The following is a 21,031-nucleotide window of genomic DNA, read 5'->3' on the forward strand; positions in this document are numbered from 1 at the left end:
TTCCTGTTCAGAATGATCGCTGAATCAGCGGCCGAACTTCTGGTGCTGGATGCGCTTCGGAATGATGCTGTCCGCGCCCAGGCGGCGCATCTTGTCCTGTTCGTAGGCTTCGAAATTGCCCTCGAACCATTCCACGTGGCCGTCGCCCTCGAAAGCGAGGATGTGGGTGGCCAGACGGTCCAGGAACCAGCGGTCGTGGGAGATGACCACGGCGCAGCCGGCGAACTCTTCCAGGGCCTCTTCGAGGTTCTGCAGGGTTTCGATGTCCAGGTCGTTGGTCGGTTCGTCGAGCAGGATCAGGTTGCCGCCTGAAGCCAGGGTCTTGGCCAGGTGGACGCGGTTGCGCTCACCGCCGGACAGTTGGCCGACCTTCTTCTGTTGGTCGCCGCCCTTGAAGTTGAAGCTGCCGACATAGGCGCGAGTGTTGATTTCGCGCTTGCCGACCATCATCACGTCGGTGCCGCCGGAGATCGCCTGCCAGATGGTTTCATCCGGCTTCAGGTCGTCGCGCGACTGGTCGACATAGGCCAGCTTGACGGTCTCGCCGACCTTGATCGTGCCGCCGTCAGGGGTTTCCTGGCCGGTGATCAGCTTGAACATGGTCGACTTGCCGGCGCCGTTGGGGCCGATGACGCCGACGATGCCGTTGGGCGGCAGCTTGAAGGTCAGGTTGTCGAACAGGGTCTTGTCGCCGAACGACTTCTTCAGACCCTCGACTTCCAGAACGACATTGCCCAGGCGCGGGCCGGGCGGGATCTGGATGTGGGCGTGGGTTTGCGCGCCGCGCATCGATTCCTGCTCGTCCACCATCCGCTCATAGGCGGCCAGACGGGCCTTGGATTTGGCTTGACGGGCCTTGGCGCCCGAACGGACCCATTCCAGTTCGCGGGTGAGGGCGCGCTGACGGGCTTCGGATTCCGACTGCTCCTGGACGACACGCTTCTGCTTGGCTTCCAGCCACGAGGAGTAGTTGCCCTCGTGCGGGTGGCCCTTGCCGCGGTCCAGTTCCAGCGTCCACTTCGTCACCTGATCCAGGAAGTAGCGGTCGTGGGTGACCAGGATGACGCAACCCGGGAAGTTCTCCAGGTGATGCTGCAGCCAGGCGACGGATTCGGCGTCCAGGTGGTTGGTCGGTTCGTCCATCAGCAGCATGTCGGGCTTGCTGAGCAGCAGGCGGGCCAGGGCCACGCGGCGCTTTTCACCGCCCGACAGGTTGGTGACTTCCCAGTCGTCCGGCGGGCAGCGCAGGGCGCCCATGGCCTGGTCGATGCGGCTGTCGATGTCCCAGACGTCGCCGGCGTCGATCTTCTCCTGGAGGGCGGTCATCTCCTCCATCAATTCGTCGGTATAGTTTTCGCCCAGTTCGTTGGCGACTTCGTTGAAGCGGTTGACCCACTGCTTCTCTTCGCACCAGGCCTCGACGTTCTGGCGAACGTTCAGGGCGGGATCCAACTGGGGCTCTTGCTCCAGGTAGCCGCGCTTGACGCCGTCGGCCGCGCGGGCTTCGCCCTGGAACTCGCTGTCCAGGCCGGCCATGATCTTCAGCAGGGTGGACTTACCCGAGCCGTTGACGCCGACGACGCCGATCTTGGCGTCGTTGTAGAAGCTCAGCCAGATGTTCTCGAAGATCTTCTTGCCGCCGGGGAAGGTCTTGGTCAGACCCTGCATCTGGAAAATATATTGCTGCGCCATGCGTCGCGTCGCGCCTTTGATTCAAGTGCGGATGAGGGGAGTTGACGGGGGATGTAGCGACTGGGGCGGCTTTGGGCAAATCTTCGGAAGCCGGGGCGGCGTTCCGGCGCGGGTCAGCGGGCCGGCAGCACGGCCTGCAGCGCCCGGGTGAAGCCCACGGGCGCAACCGTCAGGTGATCCTCGTCCTCCAACACGACCGAGCGAACCTTCAGACTGGGATAGCCGCGCGATTCCAGGGTGCGTTGCAGGTTCCGCATGTCCCCGACCATGTCGGCCTCGCTGTTGCGGCGAGTGGGGCCGGGAACCTCGTGTCCGCCCACGTACATAAAGACGTCGGCGTCCAGGTCGCGGTGCGTGCGGGCGTAGGCCGCTTCCACGCCCGTCATGTGGTGCTTGTCGAACCAAAGGGAGGGGCTGCCCAGGACATAGCCGTGGAACATGGCCGGGTCGGTGAACAGGATCTGGGCGCCCAGCAGGCCGCCGTAGGAATGACCCAGCAGAACGCGGCGGGTCGGGTCGGCGCGGAACTTCTCTTCGATGAAGGGCAGGACCTGGCACTTCAGATAGGTCTGATAGGCGGAGCCGCCGCCGTGGACGGCGTCGCGGGAGTTGCGCGGTCCGTTTGGCGTGGGGGTGTAGTCGCGACGGCGGCTGTCGGCGCCGTGGTCGCCCTCCGCATAGGACAGGCCGACCAGGATGAACTCCTCGATCACCGGGCCGTCCAGATTCACCCGGCGAGCGATCTGGCGGATGATGGGGAAGGCGTAGTCGGCGTCGGTGACGTAGAGCACCGGATAGCGGCGGCCGCTGTCGGCCTCATAGCTGGCGGGCAGGCTGACGAAAACCTGGTAGCGGCGTCCGGAGACAGGGTCGGGCACGTTCCAGACCTGGGTTCCCTTCAGCACATAGGGGGCGCCTTCGGCTAGCGGCGCGTCGGTCGTCTGAGAGCCTGTTGTCTGGGCGTCGGCCTTCTGGCCGCAGCCGCCCAGAACCGCCGCCATCGCCATCGCGACCACTGTCGCCGAACCGAAAACCCGCATCACGCCCTCCAAGCTCTGCTTTTACGAGCGGCAAGGGTTCCGGGGTGAATGCGGCGAAGGAAGGGCGAGACTGGAGGTCAGGCGTAGTTGAAGCTGATGGAGATGCGCTGCTCCTCGGCGCGGTTGGCCGGGACTTCGTGGCGCAGCCAGCTTTCCCACATCAGCACTGCGCCCGGCGCGGGCGTCAGATAGACGAAGGGCCGTTCGTCCTCGCCCGCCGCCTCCGTCAGGCCGGGACGCGCCATCATCATGGCCAGTCGCGGGTCCTCGATCTTCAGCGAGGAGGCGCCGTCGGGAACATGGATGTAGAGGGTGCCGGAGATGATCGCGTGCGGGTGGATGTGGCCGGTGTGGCCGCCGCCGGGCATCAGGACGTTGACCCACAGATTGTCCAGCCGGGGCTTGCGCGCCAGATCGAAGTTCAGCGCCCGAGCGTAGTCCGCGGCGTGCCGGTCCAGCAACTTCTTCAACTCGGCGAACTCGGGAAAGCGCTGCGGCAGGTCGTTGATCGAGCCGTAGGAGGTGTAGCCGGGATAGTGGTTGGTCCGGCACCATTCGATTCCGGCCTCGTCCTCCTCGGCCATCACCAGGCAGAGATCCAGAATCTCTTCGTGCAGTTCGGTCCAGCCGCGCGCGGCGGCCAGGGAGGCTTCGTAGACCTGGGTGGGGAAGAGGGGGCGCAGGGACATGGCCCCGCCATAGCCTGTCTGATCCCTGGGGGCCATGAATCTTGGGCGCATGAGAGAAGCGGTAGTCAGCGTCGGGGCAGGTCGCCCAGTTGCCGCAGGCCTTCCCACAGGGCGATGCCGGCGCTGACCGACAGGTTTAGCGAGCGGGTCTCGGCGCGGATCGGGATGAAGACGCGTGCATCGGCGGCGGCGTGGACGTGATCCGGCGCCCCGGCGCTTTCCTTTCCGAACAGAAGGATGTCGTCGGGGCGGAATTCGAAATCGGGCAGGGGCGTGGCGCCGTGCGTGGTGAACAGGACCAGGCGGCCGGGACCGCGATCACGCTGGAAAGCGTCCCAGTCGGCGTGGCGCGTCATGTGGGACAGGGGCCCGTAGTCGAGGGCGGCGCGCTTCATGGCGCGGTCGTCGAATCGAAAGCCCGTGGGCTCGATCACATGCAGTTCGACGCCGAAACAGGCGCTCTGACGGATGCAGGCGCCCACATTCTGCGGGATGTCAGGTTGAAAAAGGGCGAGACGCATTCTAAGGCCGTCATACGCGCGGGGCGGGGTCTTGTCGCGGTCTTTGTTGCGACTGTTTCGCAAGTTGTGTCAGCGACTTGCGGCGATTGCGGTAAAACAAGGGCCGTAGGCGTCTTCTGCCGTTCCGTAGGGACGATCCATGCCGACGACTAACCCCTTTCGGGGCGGGCGATCGGGAGTGCAGAGGTGAGAGCGTGGCCGAATCGGTCGTGAATGCTGAAGGGCCCGAGGGCCAACACGGGGGCGACGACGCCACCCGCCGCGATTTCATCCACATCGCCGCCGGCGCCGCCGCGGTCGGTGCGGGCGTGATGGTGGCCTGGCCCCTGATCAACCAGATGAACCCCGCCGCCGACACCCTGGCTCTGGCGTCGATCGAATTCGATCTGACCAAGGTTCAGGAAGGCCAGCAGGTCGTCATCAAGTGGCAGGGCAAGCCGGTCTTCGTGCGCTATCGCACTCCGGCCGAGCTGAAGCGCGTCATCGCCGACGACCACGCCTCGGACCTGAAGGAACCGCAAACCGACGCCGAACGCACCAAGCCCGGCCACGAGAAGTATCTCGTCGTCATCGGCTCCTGCACCCACCTGGGTTGCGTTCCGACCTTCAACGCCGGGGACTACGGCGGCTGGTTCTGCCCCTGCCACGGCTCGCACTACGACGCCTCGGGCCGTATCCGTAAGGGACCGGCGCCCAAGAACTTGGTGGTGCCGAACTACGAATACATGTCCGACACCCGCGTGAAGATCGGCTGAGGACGGACAGAGGACCCATGAGCGATCACGAATCCACCTACGTCCCGAAGACCGCCATCGAGCGGTGGATGGACACCCGCCTGCCGATCATCCGCTTCGGCATGGACTACGCCAACCTGCCGACCCCCCGTAACCTGAACTACTGGTGGACCTTCGGCGGCATCCTGGCCCTGTGCCTGATGACCCAGATCATCACCGGCGTCGTCCTGGCCATGCATTATACGCCGAACACGGCCCTGGCCTTCGAGTCGGTCGAGCGCATCATGCGCGACGTCAACGGCGGCTGGCTGATCCGCTACGTCCACGCCAACGGCGCGTCGATGTTCTTCATCGCCGTCTACCTGCACATGCTGCGCGGCCTCTACTACGGCTCCTACAAGGCGCCGCGCGAGATGATCTGGATCGTCGGCTGCCTGATCTTCTTCCTGATGATCGCCACCGCCTTCCTGGGCTACGTCCTGCCCTGGGGCCAGATGTCCTTCTGGGGCGCTGAGGTCATCACCAACCTGATCGGCGCCATCCCGGTCGTCGGCGAGCCGATCCTGATCTGGCTGCGCGGCGGCCCGGCGATCGACAACGCCACGCTGAATCGCTTCTTCTCGCTGCACTACCTGCTGCCGTTCGTCATCGCCGGCTGCGTGGTGCTGCACCTGTGGGCCCTGCACGCCGCCGGTCAGAACAACCCGGTCGGCATCCTGATCCCCAAGGATCGCCAGAAGAAGGACATGCTGCCCTTCCACCCGTACTTCACGGTCAAGGACGGCTTTGCGATCATCCTCTTCCTGATCCTGTTCGCGGTCTTCGTCTTCTATCAGCCGAACGCCCTGGGCCACGCCGACAACTACATCCCGGCCAACCCGCTGCAGACCCCGGCGCACATCGTGCCTGAGTGGTACATGCTGCCCTTCTACGCCATCCTGCGCGCCATCCCCGACAAGTTCGGCGGCGTGGTGGCCATGTTCGCGGCGATCGGCGTCCTGTTCGTCCTGCCCTGGCTGGACACGTCCAAGGTGCGCTCCATGCGCTACCGCCCGACGATGAAGACCTTCTTCATCATCTTCCTGTTCGTCTGCTTCGGTCTCGGCTGGTGCGGCGCGCAACTTCCGGACGCCCCGGTCATCGGCAGCTTCAAGACCTTCACCCTGATCGATGGCGACCTGAACTCCTATCTGTGGCTGACGCGTTTCCTGACGGCCTACTACTTCATCTTCTTCCTGGTGCTGATGCCGATCATCGGCCTGCGCGAGAAGCCGCTGCCGATCCCGGCGACGATTTCCGAGCCGGTCCTGTCGGGCGACGCCGAGCAGAAGGGCTGAGCGCGATGATTTCCAACGAGAAGAAAACCGTGTCCTTCCGCAAGACCTTGGTCGTTCTGACGGCCGCCCTGGGCCTGGTCGCCGTCGCCGCTCCGGCGATGGCCGCCGGCGGCGCCAAGCACCCGCGCAGCGGCGGCTTCAGCTTCGAGGGGCCGTTCGGCACCTATGACCAGGGTCAGCTGCAGCGCGGCTACAAGGTCTACAAGGAAGTCTGCGCCTCGTGCCACAGCATGAACCTGGTGCACTTCCGTAACCTGGGCGACAAGCACGGGCCGTTCTGGAACCCGGAATATCCGAACCCGAACGACAACCCGGTCGTGAAGGCCTTGGCCAAGGAATCCCAGGTTCCGGACATCGACAGCGAGACGGGCGAGGCGCTGATGCGCGACGCCACCACCGCCGACAAGTTCCCGTCGCCCTATCCGAACGCCACGGCCGCGGCCGCGGCCAACGGCGGCGCGGCCCCGCCGGACCTGTCGGTCATGGCCAAGGCCCGTCACGACGGCGCCAACTACATCTACTCGCTGCTGTCGGGTTATGTGACGCCGCCCAAGGGTCTGAAGATGACCTCGGCTCAGCACTACAACCCCTATATGGCGGGCGATCTGACCCCGTTCTGGGAAGGCGAGGGCCATGCGCCCAAGGGCGGCTTCATCGCCATGCCCGCGCCGCTGCGCGAAGGCCAGGTGACCTATGACGACGGCACCAAGGCCTCCGTCGACCAGATGGCCAAGGACGTGGCCGCCTTCATCGCCTGGACCTCGGAGCCCAAGGCCACCGAGCGCAAGCAGACCGGTTTCGGCGTGCTGATCTTCCTGGTGCTGTTCGCGGGCCTGACCTACGCCAGCTACCGCCGCATCTGGAAGGGCGTCGCCCACTAGGGCTTCGTATCCAGATCGGAAAAAGAGATGACCCGCCGGAGCGATCCGGCGGGTTTTTTCGTGCGTCGGGCGCCAGGTTCCGCCATCGACTCGCGGGAAAGCGGCCTCTACGGTCCCGGGCGTTGTTTTCCTGAGGGGATCTGTAAACCATGCGTCTGACGACCTCCGCCGCCGCCCTGCTGGTCGCGGCCTCCCTGTCCACCGTCGCCACGGCCCAGACCTTCGACGCCGCCCGGATTTCCGAGGACATCCGCGTCCTGGCGGACGACAGCTTCGAGGGACGCGGCATCGCCACCCCGGCCGAGCAGAAGGTCATCGACTACCTCAGCCGTCAGTATGCGGCGGCGGGCTTTGCGCCGGGCGGCGAGAACGGCGGCTGGACCCAGGCGGTGAGCCTGAACCGATTCTCCGTCTCCAATGTCTCGGGACGGCTGAAGGTCGGCGACTGGACCCAGGCCCTGGCCCAGGGTCAGCAGGCGACCATCACCACCCGCCTGCCGGGCGAAGCCGTCCATCTGGCAGGCCTGCCCCTGGTCTTCGTCGGCTACGGGATCAATGCGCCCGAGCGTCAGTGGAACGACTTCAAGACCGACGTGAAGGGCAAGGTCATCGTCGTCCTGGTCAATGACGCCGATTTCGAGGATCCCTCGCTGAACACCTTCGGCGGTTCGGCCATGACCTACTACGGCCGCTGGACCTACAAGTACGAGGAGGCGGCGCGTCAGGGCGCGGCGGGCGTGCTGATCGTCCACGAGACCAAGCCCGCCTCCTACGGCTGGACCACGGTGGCCAATTCCTGGGGAGCGCCGCAGTTTGACATCGTGCGCCAGAACCCGACGGCCGAGCGCGTGCCGATGGAGGCCTGGCTGCAGCGCGACGTGACGGTGGAGCTGTTCCGCCAAGCCGGTCTCGACTTCGACCAGGAGAAGCTGAAGGCCCGCAGCCGCGACTTCCAGCCGGTCGAACTGAAGGGAGCGACCATCGACGTCGACTTCGACGTCAAGACGGACGGCATCACGACCCACAATGTGGTGGCCAGGCTGGAAGGGGCGACCCACCCGGACGAGACCATCCTCTACACCGGCCATTGGGACCACATCGGCGTGGGCGCGCCCGACGCGACCGGCGACCGCATCTTCAACGGCGCGGTGGACAACGCCTCGGGCACGGCGGGCCTGTTGGAGCTGGCGCGTCAGTGGTCGGCCGGTCCGCGCCCGCAGCGCAGCATCGTCATGATCAGCTTCACCGGCGAGGAAAGCGGCCTTCTGGGCTCGGAATTCTACGCCGCCAATCCCCTGTACCCGCTGGAGACCACGGTCGCGGGCTTCAACCTGGACGCCAGCAATGTCCTGGGCCGGATGAGCAAGCTGGGCGTGACCGGCTACGGCCATTCGGATCTGGATGAACGGGTGGTGGCTCTGGCCGCGGCCCAGGGCCGTGGCTTCGTCGGCGATGCGGGCGCGGCCGCCGGCATCTACTTCCGCTCGGACCACTTCCCTCTGGCGAAGCGCGGCGTGCCCATGGGCTACCTGTCCTCGACCGGCGAATATGTGGACGAGCCGATCGCGCCCCGTCAGGCGGCGGCTGCCGAATACGGCGCAAACCGCTATCACCAGGCGGCCGACGAGTGGGAGCCGAACTGGGACTATCGTGGCATGATCCAGGACCTGGAGGTCGTCTTCAAGGCGGGCGAGGCCCTGGCGAACAGCCGCGACTGGCCGCAGTGGAAGCAAGGCTCGGAGTTCGGTCCGGCCCGTACGGTCAGCGACGCCCAGCGCAAGTGAGGCTCGTCTGACCCGCTTCGGCGCAACATGACAAAAATGTAAGGGGCGGTCCCATGCGGGGCCGCCCTATGTTTTTGGCGAGACGCCCCGAGGGGGAGGGCGAAGGAGTACAAGCCATGCATCGTCGGCTCATCAGCGGCGTCGCCGCAGCCGCCATCCTGTTCGGAGCGGGCCTGGCGTCGGCCCAGGACTTTTCGGCCCAGCGCCTGTCGGAAGAGATCCGGCATATCAGCAGCGACGACTTCCAGGGGCGCTATCCCGGCACGGAAGGCGAGAAGAAGACGCTGGACTGGCTGCAAGCCCAGTATGAAGCCATGGGGCTGGAGCCCGGCGGGCCGAACGGCCAATGGCTGCAGGTGATCGATCTGAAGCGCTACACGCCCGTCGCCGATGCGACCCGAGCCAGTTGGACGGGGGCGGACGGTCAGGTTCATGTCCTGACGCTGGGAGCCGACATCGCCCTTCGGGCGGTCAGCAACGACGGCAAGGTGGCGATCACCAATGCGGGTCTGGTCTTCGTCGGTTACGGCATCCACGCACCGGAGCGCGGCTGGGACGACTACGGCGACCTCGACGTGACGGGCAAGATCGTTCTGGTCGTGGGCGGAGAGCCGGACGGCGACCTGTTCAACGGGCCTTATGCGACCAACTACCAGTCGGGCGCCTACAAGGCGGACGAGGCCAAGCGCCGCGGCGCGCTGGGGGTCATTTCGGTGTCCAGGACGGCTGCGACCGACGCCGGCTGGACCCGCATGACCCAGGGCAATGCTCGCACCCGCACCCTGACGCCCGGCGCGGCGGATCTGGAGTTCTCGGGCGCGATCAATGCGGATACGGCCAAGGCCCTGGGGCTGGACGTCGCCGATCTGGCCTCGCGCATCGGCACGGGCGACTTCCGCGCCTTCGTCGTGCCGAACGTGACGATGTCGGTCGAGACGGCCGAGACCATCGACACCCTGCGCACCCACAACCTGCTGGCCCGGATTCCGGGGGCCAAGCGGCCGAACGAGACCATCATCTATTCAGCGCACTGGGATCATGTCGGCGTCAACGAGCATGCGGCGGGCGACGACAAGATCTTCAACGGCGCTTGGGACAACGCCTCGGGCACTATCGGCGTGCTGGAGATGGCGCGCCAGCTGAAGGCCGCGCCCGCGCCGGACCGTACTATCGTCTTCGCCCATATGGCCGCCGAGGAGATGGGCCTGCTGGGCGCCTACGCCTATGCCGCCGATCCGGTCTATCCGCTGGAAACCACGGTGGCCGACATCAACATCGACATGCTGCCCCTGTCGGGCCCGACCCGCGACGTGCCGATCTTCGGCAAGGGGCAGAACAGTCTGGAGGACGACCTGCAGGCCCTGGCCGAGAAGGAAGGCCGCTATGTCTCCGACGACGGTCAGCCGGAGCAGGGCTTCTACTATCGCTCGGACCACTTCCCCTTCGCGCGCGCGGGGGTTCCGGCCCTGATGCCCTGGCACGGGGTGGATTGGGTCGAGGGCGGGCGTGAAGCCGGTCTGGCGGCGTGGAAGGCCAAGTTCGGCGCCGACTACCACCGCCCCAGCGACGAGTGGTCAGCCGACTGGGACCTGCGTTCGGCGGTCGAGAACCTGACCCTGCTGTACCGCCTGGGCCTGCAACTGGCCAACGGCGACGAATGGCCGACCTGGAAGCCGACCTCGGAGTTCGGTCCGGTGCGCGCCCGCAGCGAGGCCGCGCGGCGGCGGGACTGAAACGAAGAAGGCCCTCCGTCCGAGGGTGGACGGAGGGCCTTTCGCGGAAGCGCGCAGGGGATGGGCGCGCGCCTCAGCGTTTCGTGGCGTCCTCGATGATGCGGCGACCCTGGGCGATGGCCGCATCCTGGGTGATCTCGCCGTCCTGGATCTTCTGCGCCAGGTCCATCAGCGGCATGCCGGTGACGACGCCCGTATCCGCTTCTTCTTCGACATGAACGCCGTTTCCGCGCGCGATGGCGGCGTCCCAGGCGTCGCGGATCGCGGCCCAGTAGTCCTTGGTCGCGGCCCAGTAGTCGTCGCCCGGCTTGGCCGAATAGCCGTCCCAGCGGCTGTAGGTGTTGGTGACGTCCTCATGGACCACGGCGGTGGGTTCGCCCCCGTCGCCCTGGGCCGGCGCCATCTTCAGATTGTCCTGGATGTGCACCCAGCCCGCCGGGGTCAGGGCGTGGCGGTTCGAGCCCAGGTAGCGGTCGTAGACAGGGTTGCGCACGGCGTCGCGGCGGGCCAGCGGCCGCCAGGTGACGTTGGACGTCCACTCGGCCATGCCGTTGTCGTAGTTCCAGCGGCCCACGCCGCCGTAGCGGGGCGAGTCATCGGTCTGCCAGACGGTCTGGGACCAGGCGCCGGTGCGATCCGCGTCCGAGACCGACGTCAGGGTCCATTCGTCCGGACCGGCATAGGTCAGGACCTGGGTCGGCTGATAGACCCAGTCCTGACGCCAGTGCTTGATGACCATCGACTTGCCGTCGTGCTCCATCACCAGGATGTGCTGCAGGCTGATGCGGTCGCCGTGATCGTAGACGATGCGGACGATCTCGTTGCCGCCGGACAGCTTCTCGTCCAGGGCCTCGTAGCCGGCGCGGAAGACGGCGTTTTCACGCATGTCGAAACGAACGCGGTACTGGCCGGCCTGGGCCAGGATGGACTGGCGATCCCGCTCGAACTGGGCGTCGCGGGCGGGGGCGGTCGAAGGCGCGACCGACTGGGCGGCCGCCGTGGCCGCAGGGGCCACACCCGTCAGAAGGGCGGCGGCGATGAGGATGGCGCGCATGGGCTTATCCATAATGAGAGTCGTTTGCATTAAAGGCGCTTCCCCTTACAGGCGCAAGCTCAGGGAGACGCCGAAATTGCGACCTGGCTGGGTGAAGGCGTCCAGCGTCGCCGGCGGCCCGCCCGCCGTCGACCGGTTCAGGCCGCGCACGTCGCTCCACCAGGCGTACTTCTCGTCGAAGAGGTTGAAGGCGCCGGCGCGCAGGGTGGCGCGCTCGGTCACGTTCCAGAAGGCGGTGACGTCCATGATGGCGAAGGATTCGCCTGGCCAGCACTGGCCGCCGCCGCAGTCGTAGTTCGACTTTTCACCGGACCAGGTGACGGTGGCGCCTCCGCCCCAGACGCCCGAGGGGGCGGCATAGTTCAGGCCTGCAACCAGCTTGACCGGATCAATGCTGGTCAGGGCGCCGGTTCGACCGTTCGTCTCCTGCTCGCCCTCGGCGTAGGAGGCGGCGACGATGGTCGAGAAGCCGTTGTCCCAGCGAATGTCGCCGCGTGCTTCCAGCCCGCGAATCCTCACCTTGGTGCGGTTGACGTACTGATAGATCAGCGGGTCGACGCCCGGCACGCCCGTACCGCGTACGACGATCTGATCGATGAAGTCGTCGTAGTCGGTATGGAAGGCCGTGGCCTGGGCCGTCATGCGGCCGCCGAAGGCGTTCAGGTTGCGGAAGCGCAGGCCGCCCTCGAAGCTGGAGCTGGTCTCGGGCTTCAGGTTCGGGTTGGGAATGGACTCATAGCCGAACACCGGGTTGGCGAAGAAGTTGTTCACCTGCATCGGCGAGGGCGCTTTGAAGCCCTGGGCGTAGTTGGCGAAGAGGCCGAAATGGTCCTCGACCCAGTAGATGGCGCCGATCTTGGGCGACAGGTGGCTGTCGCTCTGGCCTTCGGCCGGGGCGGGGAAGAGAGCGTCCTTCTTCGGCGTCAGTTCATACCAGTCGTAGCGTAGAGCGGGGATGATGCTGAGGCGGCCGTTCAGCATGGAGATTTCGTCCTGAATGAACAGGCCGGCCAGGCTGAACTCGGTCTTGGGGAAGGGACGAGCGGGGAAGGGCTCGCCCATCGGGGGGACCGTGCCGTTGCGGATGCCTTCCTGATTGGTGTGCGACCAGTCGCCGCCGATGGTGACGCGATGCCGAAGAGCTTCGCCGCCAAAGCTCTTGGAGCCCTGAGCGGAGAGACCCCAGATAGAGTTGTCGAAGGTCACGTCGCGGGTGCGATCAACAGCCGGAGTGCGGTCTTCATAGGTGAACTGGCGGGTGGTCGAATCCTGCCAATAGGCGGCGACGGAGCCCGAATCGAGACCCAGGAAGTCGGTGAAGCGCCAGTCCAGGCTGACCCGGTCGCGTTGGGTCTCGTCCTGAGCCGTCAGACCGATCACGGTGGCGGAATAGCTGCTGAGCGCCTCGCCTTCCATGTCCTGGTCGAAGTGATCATAGGTCAGGCGGAGGGTATGATTGTCGTTCACGTCCCAGACCAGCTTGCCGAGGACGGCGTTGCTGGAGAAGTCCTGAGGATTAGGCAGGGTGCGGGCTGCGCCTACGCCGCCCGTCTTGGCCATGTTCTCCGTTTCCTGGGCATCGCGGCGGGTGTAGGCCAGCAGGCCTGACAGGGAGCCGCGGCGGCCGGCGAAGGCCACGCCCTCGCTCCAGCCCTCGTCGGCCGAGTTATAGGCCACGCGGGCGCGGGCGCCGAAGTCGCGGCCCGCCGAAAGGAAGTCGACCGGGTCCTTGGAGGTGAAGCTGACGGCGCCGGCGATGCCGTCCGATCCATAGAGCGCCGAAGCGGGGCCGCGCAGGATCTCGACGGACTTGACCAGGTCCAGGTCATTGTAGCCGCCGCGACCCACGGCCTGGGCGCCGAAAGCGAAGCCGTCGGGCACGCGTACCCCGTCCTGGACGATCAGGACGCGATTGCCGCCCATCCCGCGAATGGTGAAGCCCGAATTGCCGTCGCGGCCGGCGCCCGACAGGGCGGCGGAGAAGCGGGCGGGGCTGGTGGGAACGCTGACGCCCGGCTCGAACCGGATCAGGTCCTTGATGTCGGTGACCAGATTGGTCTCGATGGTTTCGGCGGTGATGACGCTGACGCTGGCGGGGACTTCGTCCACGCGGCGCTCGGTGCGGGTGCCGACGACGGTGATCGGGGCCACGCGCACCGGTTGCTGAAGATCGACGACCTCTTCGGCGGCGGCGGGGAAGGCGGCGGCCGAAAGGGCGGTCAGCCCGGCGGAGAGGAGGAGGATTGAGCGCATGGGTACGGCCCCGATTGAGAGAGGGCTGCGCAATTACTGCGAACGATTATTAGAATCAACCGCAACCTTGGCGTGGTCTTTGAACCTGGGCGTCCGCGCGGGCGTTTCCCAGGCATGAGAACCGTGATCCTGCTCAGTCTGCTGTGTCTGGCGACGGCCGGTTGCGACCGGGACGGGGGCGTGAATCCGCCGACTGAACCAGGACGGCCGGTCGAGGGGACGGCGGTCCTGCCGCCGCCTGGAGAAAAGCCGCCCGGCGTAGAGGCCGCGCTGCCGGGAGCCGGGCCGCCGAACTTCGTGGGCCGATGGGCGGCGGAGGCGGAGTGGTGCTTCGAGCCGCGCGGGGATCGCGTGCCGATCGAGATCACCACCACGGAATTGCGCGGCTATGAGAACCGTTGCGACATCCAGCGGATCACTCAGATCAGCACGGGCTATGAGGCGGCGCTGAAATGCGATGGGGAGGGCAGGTCGCGCTATGAGCGCATCCGCCTGGCCGCCGGCGACCGGACCTTGGACATCACATGGATGGACCGCAGCAGCGACCGGCCGGTGCGGCTGCTGCGGTGCTCGACCCTGGCGGGCTAGGGTTAGGCGGCGGCCAGGGCCTGGTCCAAGTCGGCGATCAGGTCGTCGATGTGCTCGATGCCGACCGACAGGCGGACGGTGTCCTCGGTGACGCCCGCCTTCTGCAGTTCTTCAGGCGAAAGTTGGCGGTGGGTGGTCGAGGCCGGGTGGCAGACCAGGGACTTGGCGTCGCCGATATTGACCAGGCGGGTGAACAGGGCGACCGCGTCCTGGAACCGGGCGCCGGCTTCGCGACCGCCCTTGACGCCGAAGGTCAGGAGACCGGATGCCTTCCCACCGAAGTATTTCTGAATCAGTGGGTTGGAAGGATGATCTTCCAGTCCGGAATAGTTGATCCAGGCGACCTTGGGGTGGGCTTTCAGCCATTGGGCGACGGCCGTGGCGTTCTCCACGTGCCGGTCCATGCGAAGGGCTAGCGTCTCCAGCCCTTGAAGGATCAGGAAGCTGTTGAACGGCGAGAGGGCGGCGCCGGTGTTGCGCAGCAGGACGGTGCGCGCCCGACCGATGAAGGCCGCCGGGCCCAGGGCCTCGGTGTAGACCACGCCGTGGTAGCTGACCTCCGGCTCGTTCAGGCGACGGAAGCGGGCCTTGTGCTCGGCCCAGGGGAACTTGCCGCCGTCCACGATGGCGCCGCCGATGCTGGTGCCGTGGCCGCCTATGTATTTGGTCAGGGCGTGTACGACGATGTCGGCGCCGTGTTCGATCGGGCGCGTCAGGTAGGGGGTCGGCACGGTGTTGTCGACGATCAGCGGCAGGCCCTGCGCGTGGGCCGCGTCGGCCAGGGCGGCGAAGTCCACCACATTGCCCAGGGGGTTGCCGATGGACTCGCAGAAGACCGCCTTGGTTCGGTCGTCCGTATTGGCCGCCACGGCTGAAAGGTCGTCGGCGTCGATGAAGCGCACCTCGATCCCGTACTGGGGCAGGGTATGCGCGAACAGGTTATAGGTGCCGCCGTACAGGGTGCTGGTGGCGATGATGTTGTCGCCGGCCTCGGCGAGGGTCAGGATCGCATAGGTGATGGCCGCCATGCCCGAGGCGACCGCCAGGGCGGCGATCCCGCCTTCCAGGGCCGCCAGACGCTGTTCCAGAACGTCCGAAGTCGGGTTCATGATGCGGGTGTAGATATTGCCCGACACCTTCAGGTCGAACAGGTCTGCGCCATGCTGGGTGTCGTCGAAGGCGTAGCTGGTCGTCTGATAGATGGGCACGGCCACCGAACGGGTGGTCGGGTCAGGCGAATAGCCGGCGTGGACGGCGAGCGTATCGAACTTCATGCGTTTCCCCCGGGAAAGCAGGCGCGTCGATCACGCCTGACTTTCCCGAGGCTTAGCAAAAGCCGCTCGGCAATGGGATTTCAGATTTTCTGCAGGTCGGGTCAGATTTTCTAACCTGGCCCAGTCACCGGGTCAGTTGTTGAACAGGAAGTGCATCACGTCGCCGTCCTTGACGACATAGGCCTTGCCTTCAGCCCGCATCTTGCCGGCTTCCTTGGCGCCCGCTTCGCCCTTCAGCGCGACATAGTCGTCGAAGGCGATGGTTTCGCCACGGATGAAGCCCTTTTCGAAGTCGGTGTGGATGACGCCGGCGGCCTGGGGCGCGGTGGCGCCGACCGGGATGGTCCAGGCGCGGGCTTCCTTGGGACCCACGGTGAAATAGGTCTGCAGACCCAGCAGCTTGTAGGCTTCGCGGATCAGGCGGTTCAGGCCGGGCTCTTCCAGACCCAGGGTCTCGAGGAACTCCTTCTGCTCCTCGTCGTCCAGGACAGCGATTTCCGACTCGATCTGGGCCGAGATGACCACCGAGTTGGCGTTGTCCTCGGCGGCGCGCTTGGCGACCAGATCCGACAGGTCGTTGCCCTTGTCGGCCGAGCCTTCCTCGACGTTGGCGACGTAGAGGGCGGGCAGGGCGGTCAGCAGCTGCAGCATGTCCCAGGCCTTCTTGTCCTCCTTGGACACCTCGGCCAGACGCGCGGGCTTGCCGTCGCGCAGCTTCTCCAGCGCGGCGTCGATCAGCTTCAGCGTCAGTTGGGATTCCTTGTCGCCGCCCTTGGCGCGCTTCTCGACCTGAACGCGACGGCGCTCCAGGCTTTCGAGGTCGGCCAGCATCAGCTCGGTCTCAATGATTTCGAGGTCCGAGATGGGATCGATGCGGTTCTCGACGTGGGTGATGTCGTCATCGACGAAGCAGCGGGCGACGAAGGCCACGGCGTCGCAGTCGCGGATGTTGGCCAGGAACTGGTTGCCCAGACCCTCGCCCTTGGACGCGCCGCGCACCAGGCCGGCCACGTCGACGAAGGTGATCCGCGCGGGGATGATCTCCTTGGACCCGGCGATGCCGGCCAGGATGTTCAGGCGCTCTTCCGGCACGGCCACGTCGCCGGTGTTCGGCTCGATGGTGCAGAACGGATAGTTGGCGGCCTGGGCCGCCGCCGTCTTGGTCAGGGCGTTGAACAGGGTGGACTTGCCGACGTTGGGCAGGCCGACGATCGCGACTTTAAGAGCCATGGGATTCCTCGTGAGCGCGAGCCTTTAGCGGGTTCGGGTCGGTTTGTCAGGTGCGAGGGCATATCGAGCTTTCCTCCCCATTCCATGGGGAGGTGGCGCGGCGGCGCAGCCGACGTGACGGAGGGGGCGACTCGACGGCTTACGTCTGCGTCGCCCCCTCCACCGCTACGCGGTCCCCCTCCCCACGAGTGGGGAGGAAAGATGCGGTTCGACTACTCTTCTGAATCCACCACCGGCGGCTGTTTCACAGCCGCGTGGACGCCGATGGCCGGGGCCTTTTCAAAGGTCAGGGTGAAGGAGGCGACGCCGCCGTCGACCAGCGGATCGCGCAGGCCCATCAGCATGACGTGGGTCGAGCCCGGCTTCAGCTCGACCTTCTGACCGGCGGGCAGGGGCAGGCCGTCCTTCAGCTCGCCCATGCTCATGACGCCGTTCTCCATCTTCATCTCGTGGATCTGGGCGCTCTCGGCCAGGGCGGTGGAGACGCTGAGCAGACGGTCGTCGGACCCGGCGGTCAGGGTGACGTAGCAGCCGCCGACCTTGGCGCCGTTCGGCGTGGGGCGACACCAGGCGTCGGCGACCGTCACGGTCCCCGGCGCGGCGACGGCCTCGGCGGGTTTTTCCGCAGGCTGGCCGCAGGCGGCGAGGACGAGGGTCGCGGCGGACAGACCGGTCAGGGTGAGCAGGGTTTTCATGAGAGTCTCCTTTTTCAAGAGGCTGCGACGGTCTTGGACCCGGCGAACGCCCGTACGGCTCGATCGAGCAGCAGGGCGGCCACGAGGCTCAGTCCCGTCAAGGGATAGAGGATGGACAGGGGGATGACGATGCACAGCACGGCAATTCGCGCACGGGGACCGGGCGGTGCGGGCGGGGCGCCGGTGCGGCGGGACGACAGGCTGGGCGGGCGGCGCTTCCACCACATGACCAGGCCGCTGAGCGCCAGAAGCCAGACGGCGATGCAGCCGGTCAGCATGAGGATGCGGTTGATCCAGCCGTACTGCATCCCCTGGTGGACGGCGATGCCCCATTCGAAGCCCTTGGCCATGGCGCCGAACTGTTCCCAGCGAAGGTCGGCCTTCACCGCGCCGCTGACGCCGTCGACATAGAGGCTGCGGGCGTCCTCGGCCTTGCGGGTCTGGCGGGCCACGGTCCAGGCCAGGTCGGGGGACTGGGGGATGCTGACGATGAAGGGGCGGGGCAGGTCTTCCGTCTGGGCGGTTTCGAGAACGCGAGTCAGGCTGGCGACGCCGTGTCCATGCACGGGCAGGACGGCGTTCTCCAATGTCCAGCCGACGCCCGCCGGGGCGTCGTGGGGCTTGGCGTGGCTCCAGGGGCCGGCGGCGGCGGGCGCGGGCGGGCGGCCCAGACCCGTGCCGCGCATGACGCCCATGAACCGATCGCCCCAGACGGCCGACCAGGGCATGCCGGTGACCGCCAGGAAGACGATCACGCCGCCGACATAGAAGCCGGTCAGGGCGTGCAGGTCGCGCCAGAAGGGGCGGCGGCGCGCGTCCGTCTCCTTCGGCAGCAGCACGGCGCCGGAGCGGCGGCGCGGCCACCAGAGGTAGAGGCCGGTGGCGCACAGGATGACGGCCCAGCCCGCGACGATCTCGACCAGGATGTTCAGCGCCGTTCCGACCGGCCCGCCGAACAGGGTCAGGGAGTGCAGCTTCTTGATCGTCTCGGTCACGCCGCCATGGGCGGTGACGCCGGTGACGGCGGCCGTGTGAGGATCGACGAAGACGGTGCGCTGGGCGCCGTCGGGCCGATCGACGCGGATGCGCACGGCCTGATCGGCGCGGGCGGGGATGGTGATGTTCGCGGCGCGGCCTTCGCCCGCGCGAGCGGCGGCGGTCAGCCACTGGTCGGGATCGGCCTGGCGAGAACGGGCAGGAACCTCGATCATGGAGCGATAGACGGCGTGGTCGATCTCGTCCTTGAACAGATAGAGGCCGCCCGTCAGCGTCAGCAGCATCAGGAAGGGCATGACCAGCACCCCGGCGTAGAAGTGCCAGCGCCAGACGGCCCGATAGGCGCCGGACATCACGTCCGGCGCCTTGTTCTTGAGGGGGGCGGTCATCAGTAGGCCAGCCGCAGGCCGACGAAGACCGAACGGCCCTCGCCGGGGAGGAAGACGGCCGTCTGCGCCGCGCGGGCGTCGGTCACGGCCGAGAACTCGCCGACGTAGCGCTTGTCGGTCAGGTTGCGCGCGTCGACATAGACCGAAGTGTTCGGGCCGATGTTGAAGCCGCCGGTCAGGCCCAGGACGGCGTAGTCCGGCGCCTTCAGGGTGTTGGCGTAGTCGACATAGGGGCTGGATATCCGCCACTCGACCGACGGCGTGACGAAGACGCCCGTCGGATGACGCCAGGTCAACTCGGCCCGGTACTGATGTTGAGGCACGACTGGCAGGCGGTTGTCGCCCCAGCGGGCGTCGCCGTCGAAGCGGAAGTCGCTCCAGTTATAGACCTGACGCAGCATCAGCGACCCGTCCGCCAGTTCGAGGGGGAGGGTCCAGTCCAGCCCGGCCTCGATTCCCTGGTGGATGGTCTTCTTGGCGTTGAAGGTGGCGGCGGGGATGTCAGGGCCGGTGATGAAGTTCAGCATCTCGCCGTCGATCCGGCTGCGATAGGCGACAACATCCCAGGCCAGGGGCCCGCGACGGCCGCGCGCGCCGATCTCGCCGGTCCAGGCGTCCTGGACCTCGACCGGGGTGAAGCCGGTCAGCGGCGCCTGCACCAGGGCGCCATAGGTCGGCGGCTCGACCGAGCGGGTCAGGTTGGCGAAGACCTGGGCGCCGTCCTCGGCCTCCCACAGCAGACCCAGACGCGGCGAGAACCAGTCATAGTCCTGGCTGGCGTCGTTGGCCGGGGTCATGCGGTCCAGATAGTCGCGCGTGGCCCGACCCCACGACCCGCCCGCGACGACGGCCATGCAGTCGGTGACGAACAGCCGCCCCTCAGCGAAGACGTCCAGGCCGGAGGCTTGCTGCCGAGCGTCGGCGGTCCTGGCGCCGCGTCGGCCCGCTAGGTTCACATAGCGCAGGGCCTCGACCTCTCCGTCTCGCCAGGAAAAGCCGTAGAAGGCGTCGGCGCGCAGACCGCCGACCTGTCCGGTCCAGTCGATGCGGGCGAAGGCGCCGCGCGTCGTGCTGTCCTGATCCATCACCTGGAAGATCGGGTGATAGAGCGACTTCTCCCAGCCCCAGACGGCGCCCTCGAACAGGGTCGACGGGTTGAAACGCCAGCGGGTCTGGAGCGTCAGCCGCTTGACCGTCAGGTCGCGAGCCTGATCGCCGGACAGGGCGCTGCCTGAGGCCATGCGCGGCGTCTTCAGGGCCTGATCCAGGGTCAGGGAGCCTGGGATGTCCTGCTTGATGTCCGCCGCCTGGGCGATCAGTCGCACCTCGCGATCCTCGCCGAAGGAACGGCCCGCATTGACGGTCAGGCGGCCCTGCGACTGCTCGCTATGGTCGCGCCAGCCGTCGCCCTGCATGGCGGTGGCGGCGGCGTAGAGGTCCCAATCGCCGTGCGTCCCGGCCACGGCGGCATGGCCGCGCACGAAGCCGTAGCCGCCGCCCTCGACCTGCATCAGGGCGCGCTGACGGGCCGTGCGGCCGGTAGGGGTGACGAGGTTGATCGCCCCGCCCAGTTGCGCCCCGCCGAAGCGCAGGGTGTTGGCGCCCTTCCATACCTCGACATAGCGGGCGCTGAGCGCGTCCAGGCTCTGGAAGTCGGAGAAGCCGTCGGCGTCGGCGAAGGGCACGCCGTCCTGGGCGAACAGGACGCCGCGCTGGTGGAAGCCCTGGGCTATGCCCGAGCCGCGAATGGAGAGGCGGCTTTCCTCGCCATAGCGTTTCTGGGCCAGGACGCCGGGGACGTTGCGCAGGGTGTCGGAGAAGCCCTGAACGAAGCGGTCGGAATAGCTTTCGGCCGACACCACCGCCACGGCGCCGGGCGTCCGGCTGAGGCGGTCGCGCGCTTCGGCGACGACGGCCGGGTCTTCGGGGTTGCGGCGGCCGGTGACGATGATGCTGTCGACCACGACGGGATCGTCAGGCGAAGCGGCGGTCAGGTCGCCAGCATGGGCGAGGGAGGGCGCCAGAAGGCAGGCGCCGATCAGCAGCGCCTGAGGCGCCGCATGGAATTTCAATGACATGGATATCAATCCTGAAAACAGATGTGCGGTCGCACGCGACGTCCGGCGTCGGCGCGATCAGGG

17 protein-coding genes are annotated in these 21,031 nt (G+C 66.9%); 6 read left to right on the plus strand and 11 right to left on the minus strand.

From position 1 onward, the window contains the following. Positions 1–24: 24 nt before the first annotated feature. The 4 genes from ettA to ABIE19_RS05510 form a co-directional block, all read right to left on the minus strand. Positions 25–1,692: an energy-dependent translational throttle protein EttA gene (gene ettA / locus ABIE19_RS05495; protein ID WP_354088114.1), complete on the minus strand. Its 1,668-nt coding sequence runs from the start codon at positions 1,690–1,692 to the stop codon at positions 25–27. A 113-nt stretch (positions 1,693–1,805) separates the two neighbouring features. Next, a complete protein-coding gene (locus ABIE19_RS05500) occupies positions 1,806–2,732 on the minus strand; it encodes an alpha/beta hydrolase (RefSeq protein ID WP_354088115.1) in 927 nt (308 codons plus the stop codon). 77 nt (positions 2,733–2,809) lie between these two features. Further along, positions 2,810–3,421 (minus strand): TIGR02466 family protein, encoded by a 612-nt coding sequence (locus ABIE19_RS05505; RefSeq protein WP_354088592.1) that lies wholly within the window; start codon positions 3,419–3,421, stop codon positions 2,810–2,812. A 65-nt stretch (positions 3,422–3,486) separates the two neighbouring features. Beyond that, on the minus strand, positions 3,487–3,942 hold the full coding sequence (locus tag ABIE19_RS05510) for a tRNA (cytidine(34)-2'-O)-methyltransferase (protein WP_354088116.1): 456 nt from the start codon (positions 3,940–3,942) through the stop codon (positions 3,487–3,489). Between the two features lie 194 nt (positions 3,943–4,136). On the opposite strand from ABIE19_RS05510, the gene petA reads away from it, so the two are divergent. The 5 genes from petA to ABIE19_RS05535 all read left to right on the plus strand — a co-directional run bounded on the left by petA (position 4,137) and on the right by ABIE19_RS05535 (position 10,411). Continuing rightward, complete coding sequence (gene petA, locus ABIE19_RS05515) at positions 4,137–4,697, plus strand: ubiquinol-cytochrome c reductase iron-sulfur subunit (protein WP_354088117.1); 561 nt, start codon at positions 4,137–4,139, stop codon at positions 4,695–4,697. 17 nt (positions 4,698–4,714) lie between these two features. After that, a complete protein-coding gene (locus ABIE19_RS05520; protein ID WP_354088118.1) occupies positions 4,715–6,013 on the plus strand; it encodes a cytochrome b in 1,299 nt (432 codons plus the stop codon). Between the two features lie 5 nt (positions 6,014–6,018). After that, positions 6,019–6,894 carry a cytochrome c1 gene (locus ABIE19_RS05525; protein ID WP_354088119.1) on the plus strand — a complete coding sequence of 292 codons (876 nt, stop codon included), beginning with the start codon at positions 6,019–6,021 and terminating at the stop codon, positions 6,892–6,894. 149 nt (positions 6,895–7,043) lie between these two features. Further along, positions 7,044–8,678 carry a M28 family metallopeptidase gene (locus ABIE19_RS05530; protein ID WP_354088120.1) on the plus strand — a complete coding sequence of 545 codons (1,635 nt, stop codon included), beginning with the start codon at positions 7,044–7,046 and terminating at the stop codon, positions 8,676–8,678. Between the two features lie 116 nt (positions 8,679–8,794). After that, positions 8,795–10,411, plus strand: a complete 1,617-nt coding sequence (locus ABIE19_RS05535) for a M28 family peptidase (RefSeq protein WP_354088121.1) — start codon at positions 8,795–8,797, stop codon at positions 10,409–10,411. Positions 10,412–10,484: 73 nt separating this feature from the next. Here ABIE19_RS05535 and ABIE19_RS05540 read toward each other — a convergent pair whose 3' ends face one another. Further along, positions 10,485–11,465 (minus strand): DUF6607 family protein, encoded by a 981-nt coding sequence (locus tag ABIE19_RS05540; protein WP_354088122.1) that lies wholly within the window; start codon positions 11,463–11,465, stop codon positions 10,485–10,487. A 45-nt stretch (positions 11,466–11,510) separates the two neighbouring features. Further along, the gene (locus tag ABIE19_RS05545; RefSeq protein WP_354088123.1) at positions 11,511–13,718 is read right to left on the minus strand and encodes a TonB-dependent hemoglobin/transferrin/lactoferrin family receptor; all 2,208 of its coding nucleotides are present in this window, start codon (positions 13,716–13,718) and stop codon (positions 11,511–11,513) included. A 114-nt stretch (positions 13,719–13,832) separates the two neighbouring features. On the opposite strand from ABIE19_RS05545, the gene ABIE19_RS05550 reads away from it, so the two are divergent. Continuing rightward, a complete protein-coding gene (locus ABIE19_RS05550) occupies positions 13,833–14,306 on the plus strand; it encodes a hypothetical protein (protein WP_354088124.1) in 474 nt (157 codons plus the stop codon). 2 nt (positions 14,307–14,308) lie between these two features. Here ABIE19_RS05550 and ABIE19_RS05555 read toward each other — a convergent pair whose 3' ends face one another. From ABIE19_RS05555 to ABIE19_RS05575, 5 genes are all read right to left on the minus strand, one after another. Further along, positions 14,309–15,580 carry an O-acetylhomoserine aminocarboxypropyltransferase/cysteine synthase family protein gene (locus tag ABIE19_RS05555; RefSeq protein WP_354088125.1) on the minus strand — a complete coding sequence of 424 codons (1,272 nt, stop codon included), beginning with the start codon at positions 15,578–15,580 and terminating at the stop codon, positions 14,309–14,311. Between the two features lie 132 nt (positions 15,581–15,712). After that, a complete protein-coding gene (gene ychF, locus ABIE19_RS05560; protein ID WP_354088126.1) occupies positions 15,713–16,810 on the minus strand; it encodes a redox-regulated ATPase YchF in 1,098 nt (365 codons plus the stop codon). Positions 16,811–17,022: 212 nt separating this feature from the next. Further along, positions 17,023–17,505, minus strand: a complete 483-nt coding sequence (locus ABIE19_RS05565) for a copper chaperone PCu(A)C (RefSeq protein ID WP_354088127.1) — start codon at positions 17,503–17,505, stop codon at positions 17,023–17,025. A 14-nt stretch (positions 17,506–17,519) separates the two neighbouring features. Beyond that, positions 17,520–18,890: a PepSY-associated TM helix domain-containing protein gene (locus ABIE19_RS05570; protein WP_354088128.1), complete on the minus strand. Its 1,371-nt coding sequence runs from the start codon at positions 18,888–18,890 to the stop codon at positions 17,520–17,522. Beyond that, on the minus strand, positions 18,890–20,968 hold the full coding sequence (locus ABIE19_RS05575; RefSeq protein WP_354088129.1) for a TonB-dependent receptor family protein: 2,079 nt from the start codon (positions 20,966–20,968) through the stop codon (positions 18,890–18,892). Before ABIE19_RS05575 ends, ABIE19_RS05570 begins: the two co-directional genes overlap by 1 nt. Between the last annotated feature and the right edge of the window lie 63 nt (positions 20,969–21,031).

It is taken from the genome of Brevundimonas faecalis, assembly GCF_040549405.1.
Lineage (GTDB): Bacteria > Pseudomonadota > Alphaproteobacteria > Caulobacterales > Caulobacteraceae > Brevundimonas > Brevundimonas faecalis.

What these genes read in the sequence shown, in the direction of transcription:
- ettA (WP_354088114.1), bottom strand. Translation starts at nt 1,692, where the DNA reads ATGGCGCAGCAATATATTTTCCAGATGCAGGGTCTGACCAAGACCTTC.
- ABIE19_RS05500 (WP_354088115.1), bottom strand. Translation starts at nt 2,732, where the DNA reads ATGCGGGTTTTCGGTTCGGCGACAGTGGTCGCGATGGCGATGGCGGCG.
- ABIE19_RS05505 (WP_354088592.1), bottom strand. Translation starts at nt 3,421, where the DNA reads ATGTCCCTGCGCCCCCTCTTCCCCACCCAGGTCTACGAAGCCTCCCTG.
- ABIE19_RS05510 (WP_354088116.1), bottom strand. Translation starts at nt 3,942, where the DNA reads ATGCGTCTCGCCCTTTTTCAACCTGACATCCCGCAGAATGTGGGCGCC.
- ABIE19_RS05520 (WP_354088118.1), top strand. Translation starts at nt 4,715, where the DNA reads ATGAGCGATCACGAATCCACCTACGTCCCGAAGACCGCCATCGAGCGG.
- ABIE19_RS05525 (WP_354088119.1), top strand. Translation starts at nt 6,019, where the DNA reads ATGATTTCCAACGAGAAGAAAACCGTGTCCTTCCGCAAGACCTTGGTC.
- ABIE19_RS05530 (WP_354088120.1), top strand. Translation starts at nt 7,044, where the DNA reads ATGCGTCTGACGACCTCCGCCGCCGCCCTGCTGGTCGCGGCCTCCCTG.
- ABIE19_RS05535 (WP_354088121.1), top strand. Translation starts at nt 8,795, where the DNA reads ATGCATCGTCGGCTCATCAGCGGCGTCGCCGCAGCCGCCATCCTGTTC.
- ABIE19_RS05540 (WP_354088122.1), bottom strand. Translation starts at nt 11,465, where the DNA reads ATGCGCGCCATCCTCATCGCCGCCGCCCTTCTGACGGGTGTGGCCCCT.
- ABIE19_RS05545 (WP_354088123.1), bottom strand. Translation starts at nt 13,718, where the DNA reads ATGCGCTCAATCCTCCTCCTCTCCGCCGGGCTGACCGCCCTTTCGGCC.
- ABIE19_RS05550 (WP_354088124.1), top strand. Translation starts at nt 13,833, where the DNA reads ATGAGAACCGTGATCCTGCTCAGTCTGCTGTGTCTGGCGACGGCCGGT.
- ABIE19_RS05555 (WP_354088125.1), bottom strand. Translation starts at nt 15,580, where the DNA reads ATGAAGTTCGATACGCTCGCCGTCCACGCCGGCTATTCGCCTGACCCG.
- ychF (WP_354088126.1), bottom strand. Translation starts at nt 16,810, where the DNA reads ATGGCTCTTAAAGTCGCGATCGTCGGCCTGCCCAACGTCGGCAAGTCC.
- ABIE19_RS05565 (WP_354088127.1), bottom strand. Translation starts at nt 17,505, where the DNA reads ATGAAAACCCTGCTCACCCTGACCGGTCTGTCCGCCGCGACCCTCGTC.
- ABIE19_RS05570 (WP_354088128.1), bottom strand. Translation starts at nt 18,890, where the DNA reads ATGACCGCCCCCCTCAAGAACAAGGCGCCGGACGTGATGTCCGGCGCC.
- ABIE19_RS05575 (WP_354088129.1), bottom strand. Translation starts at nt 20,968, where the DNA reads ATGTCATTGAAATTCCATGCGGCGCCTCAGGCGCTGCTGATCGGCGCC.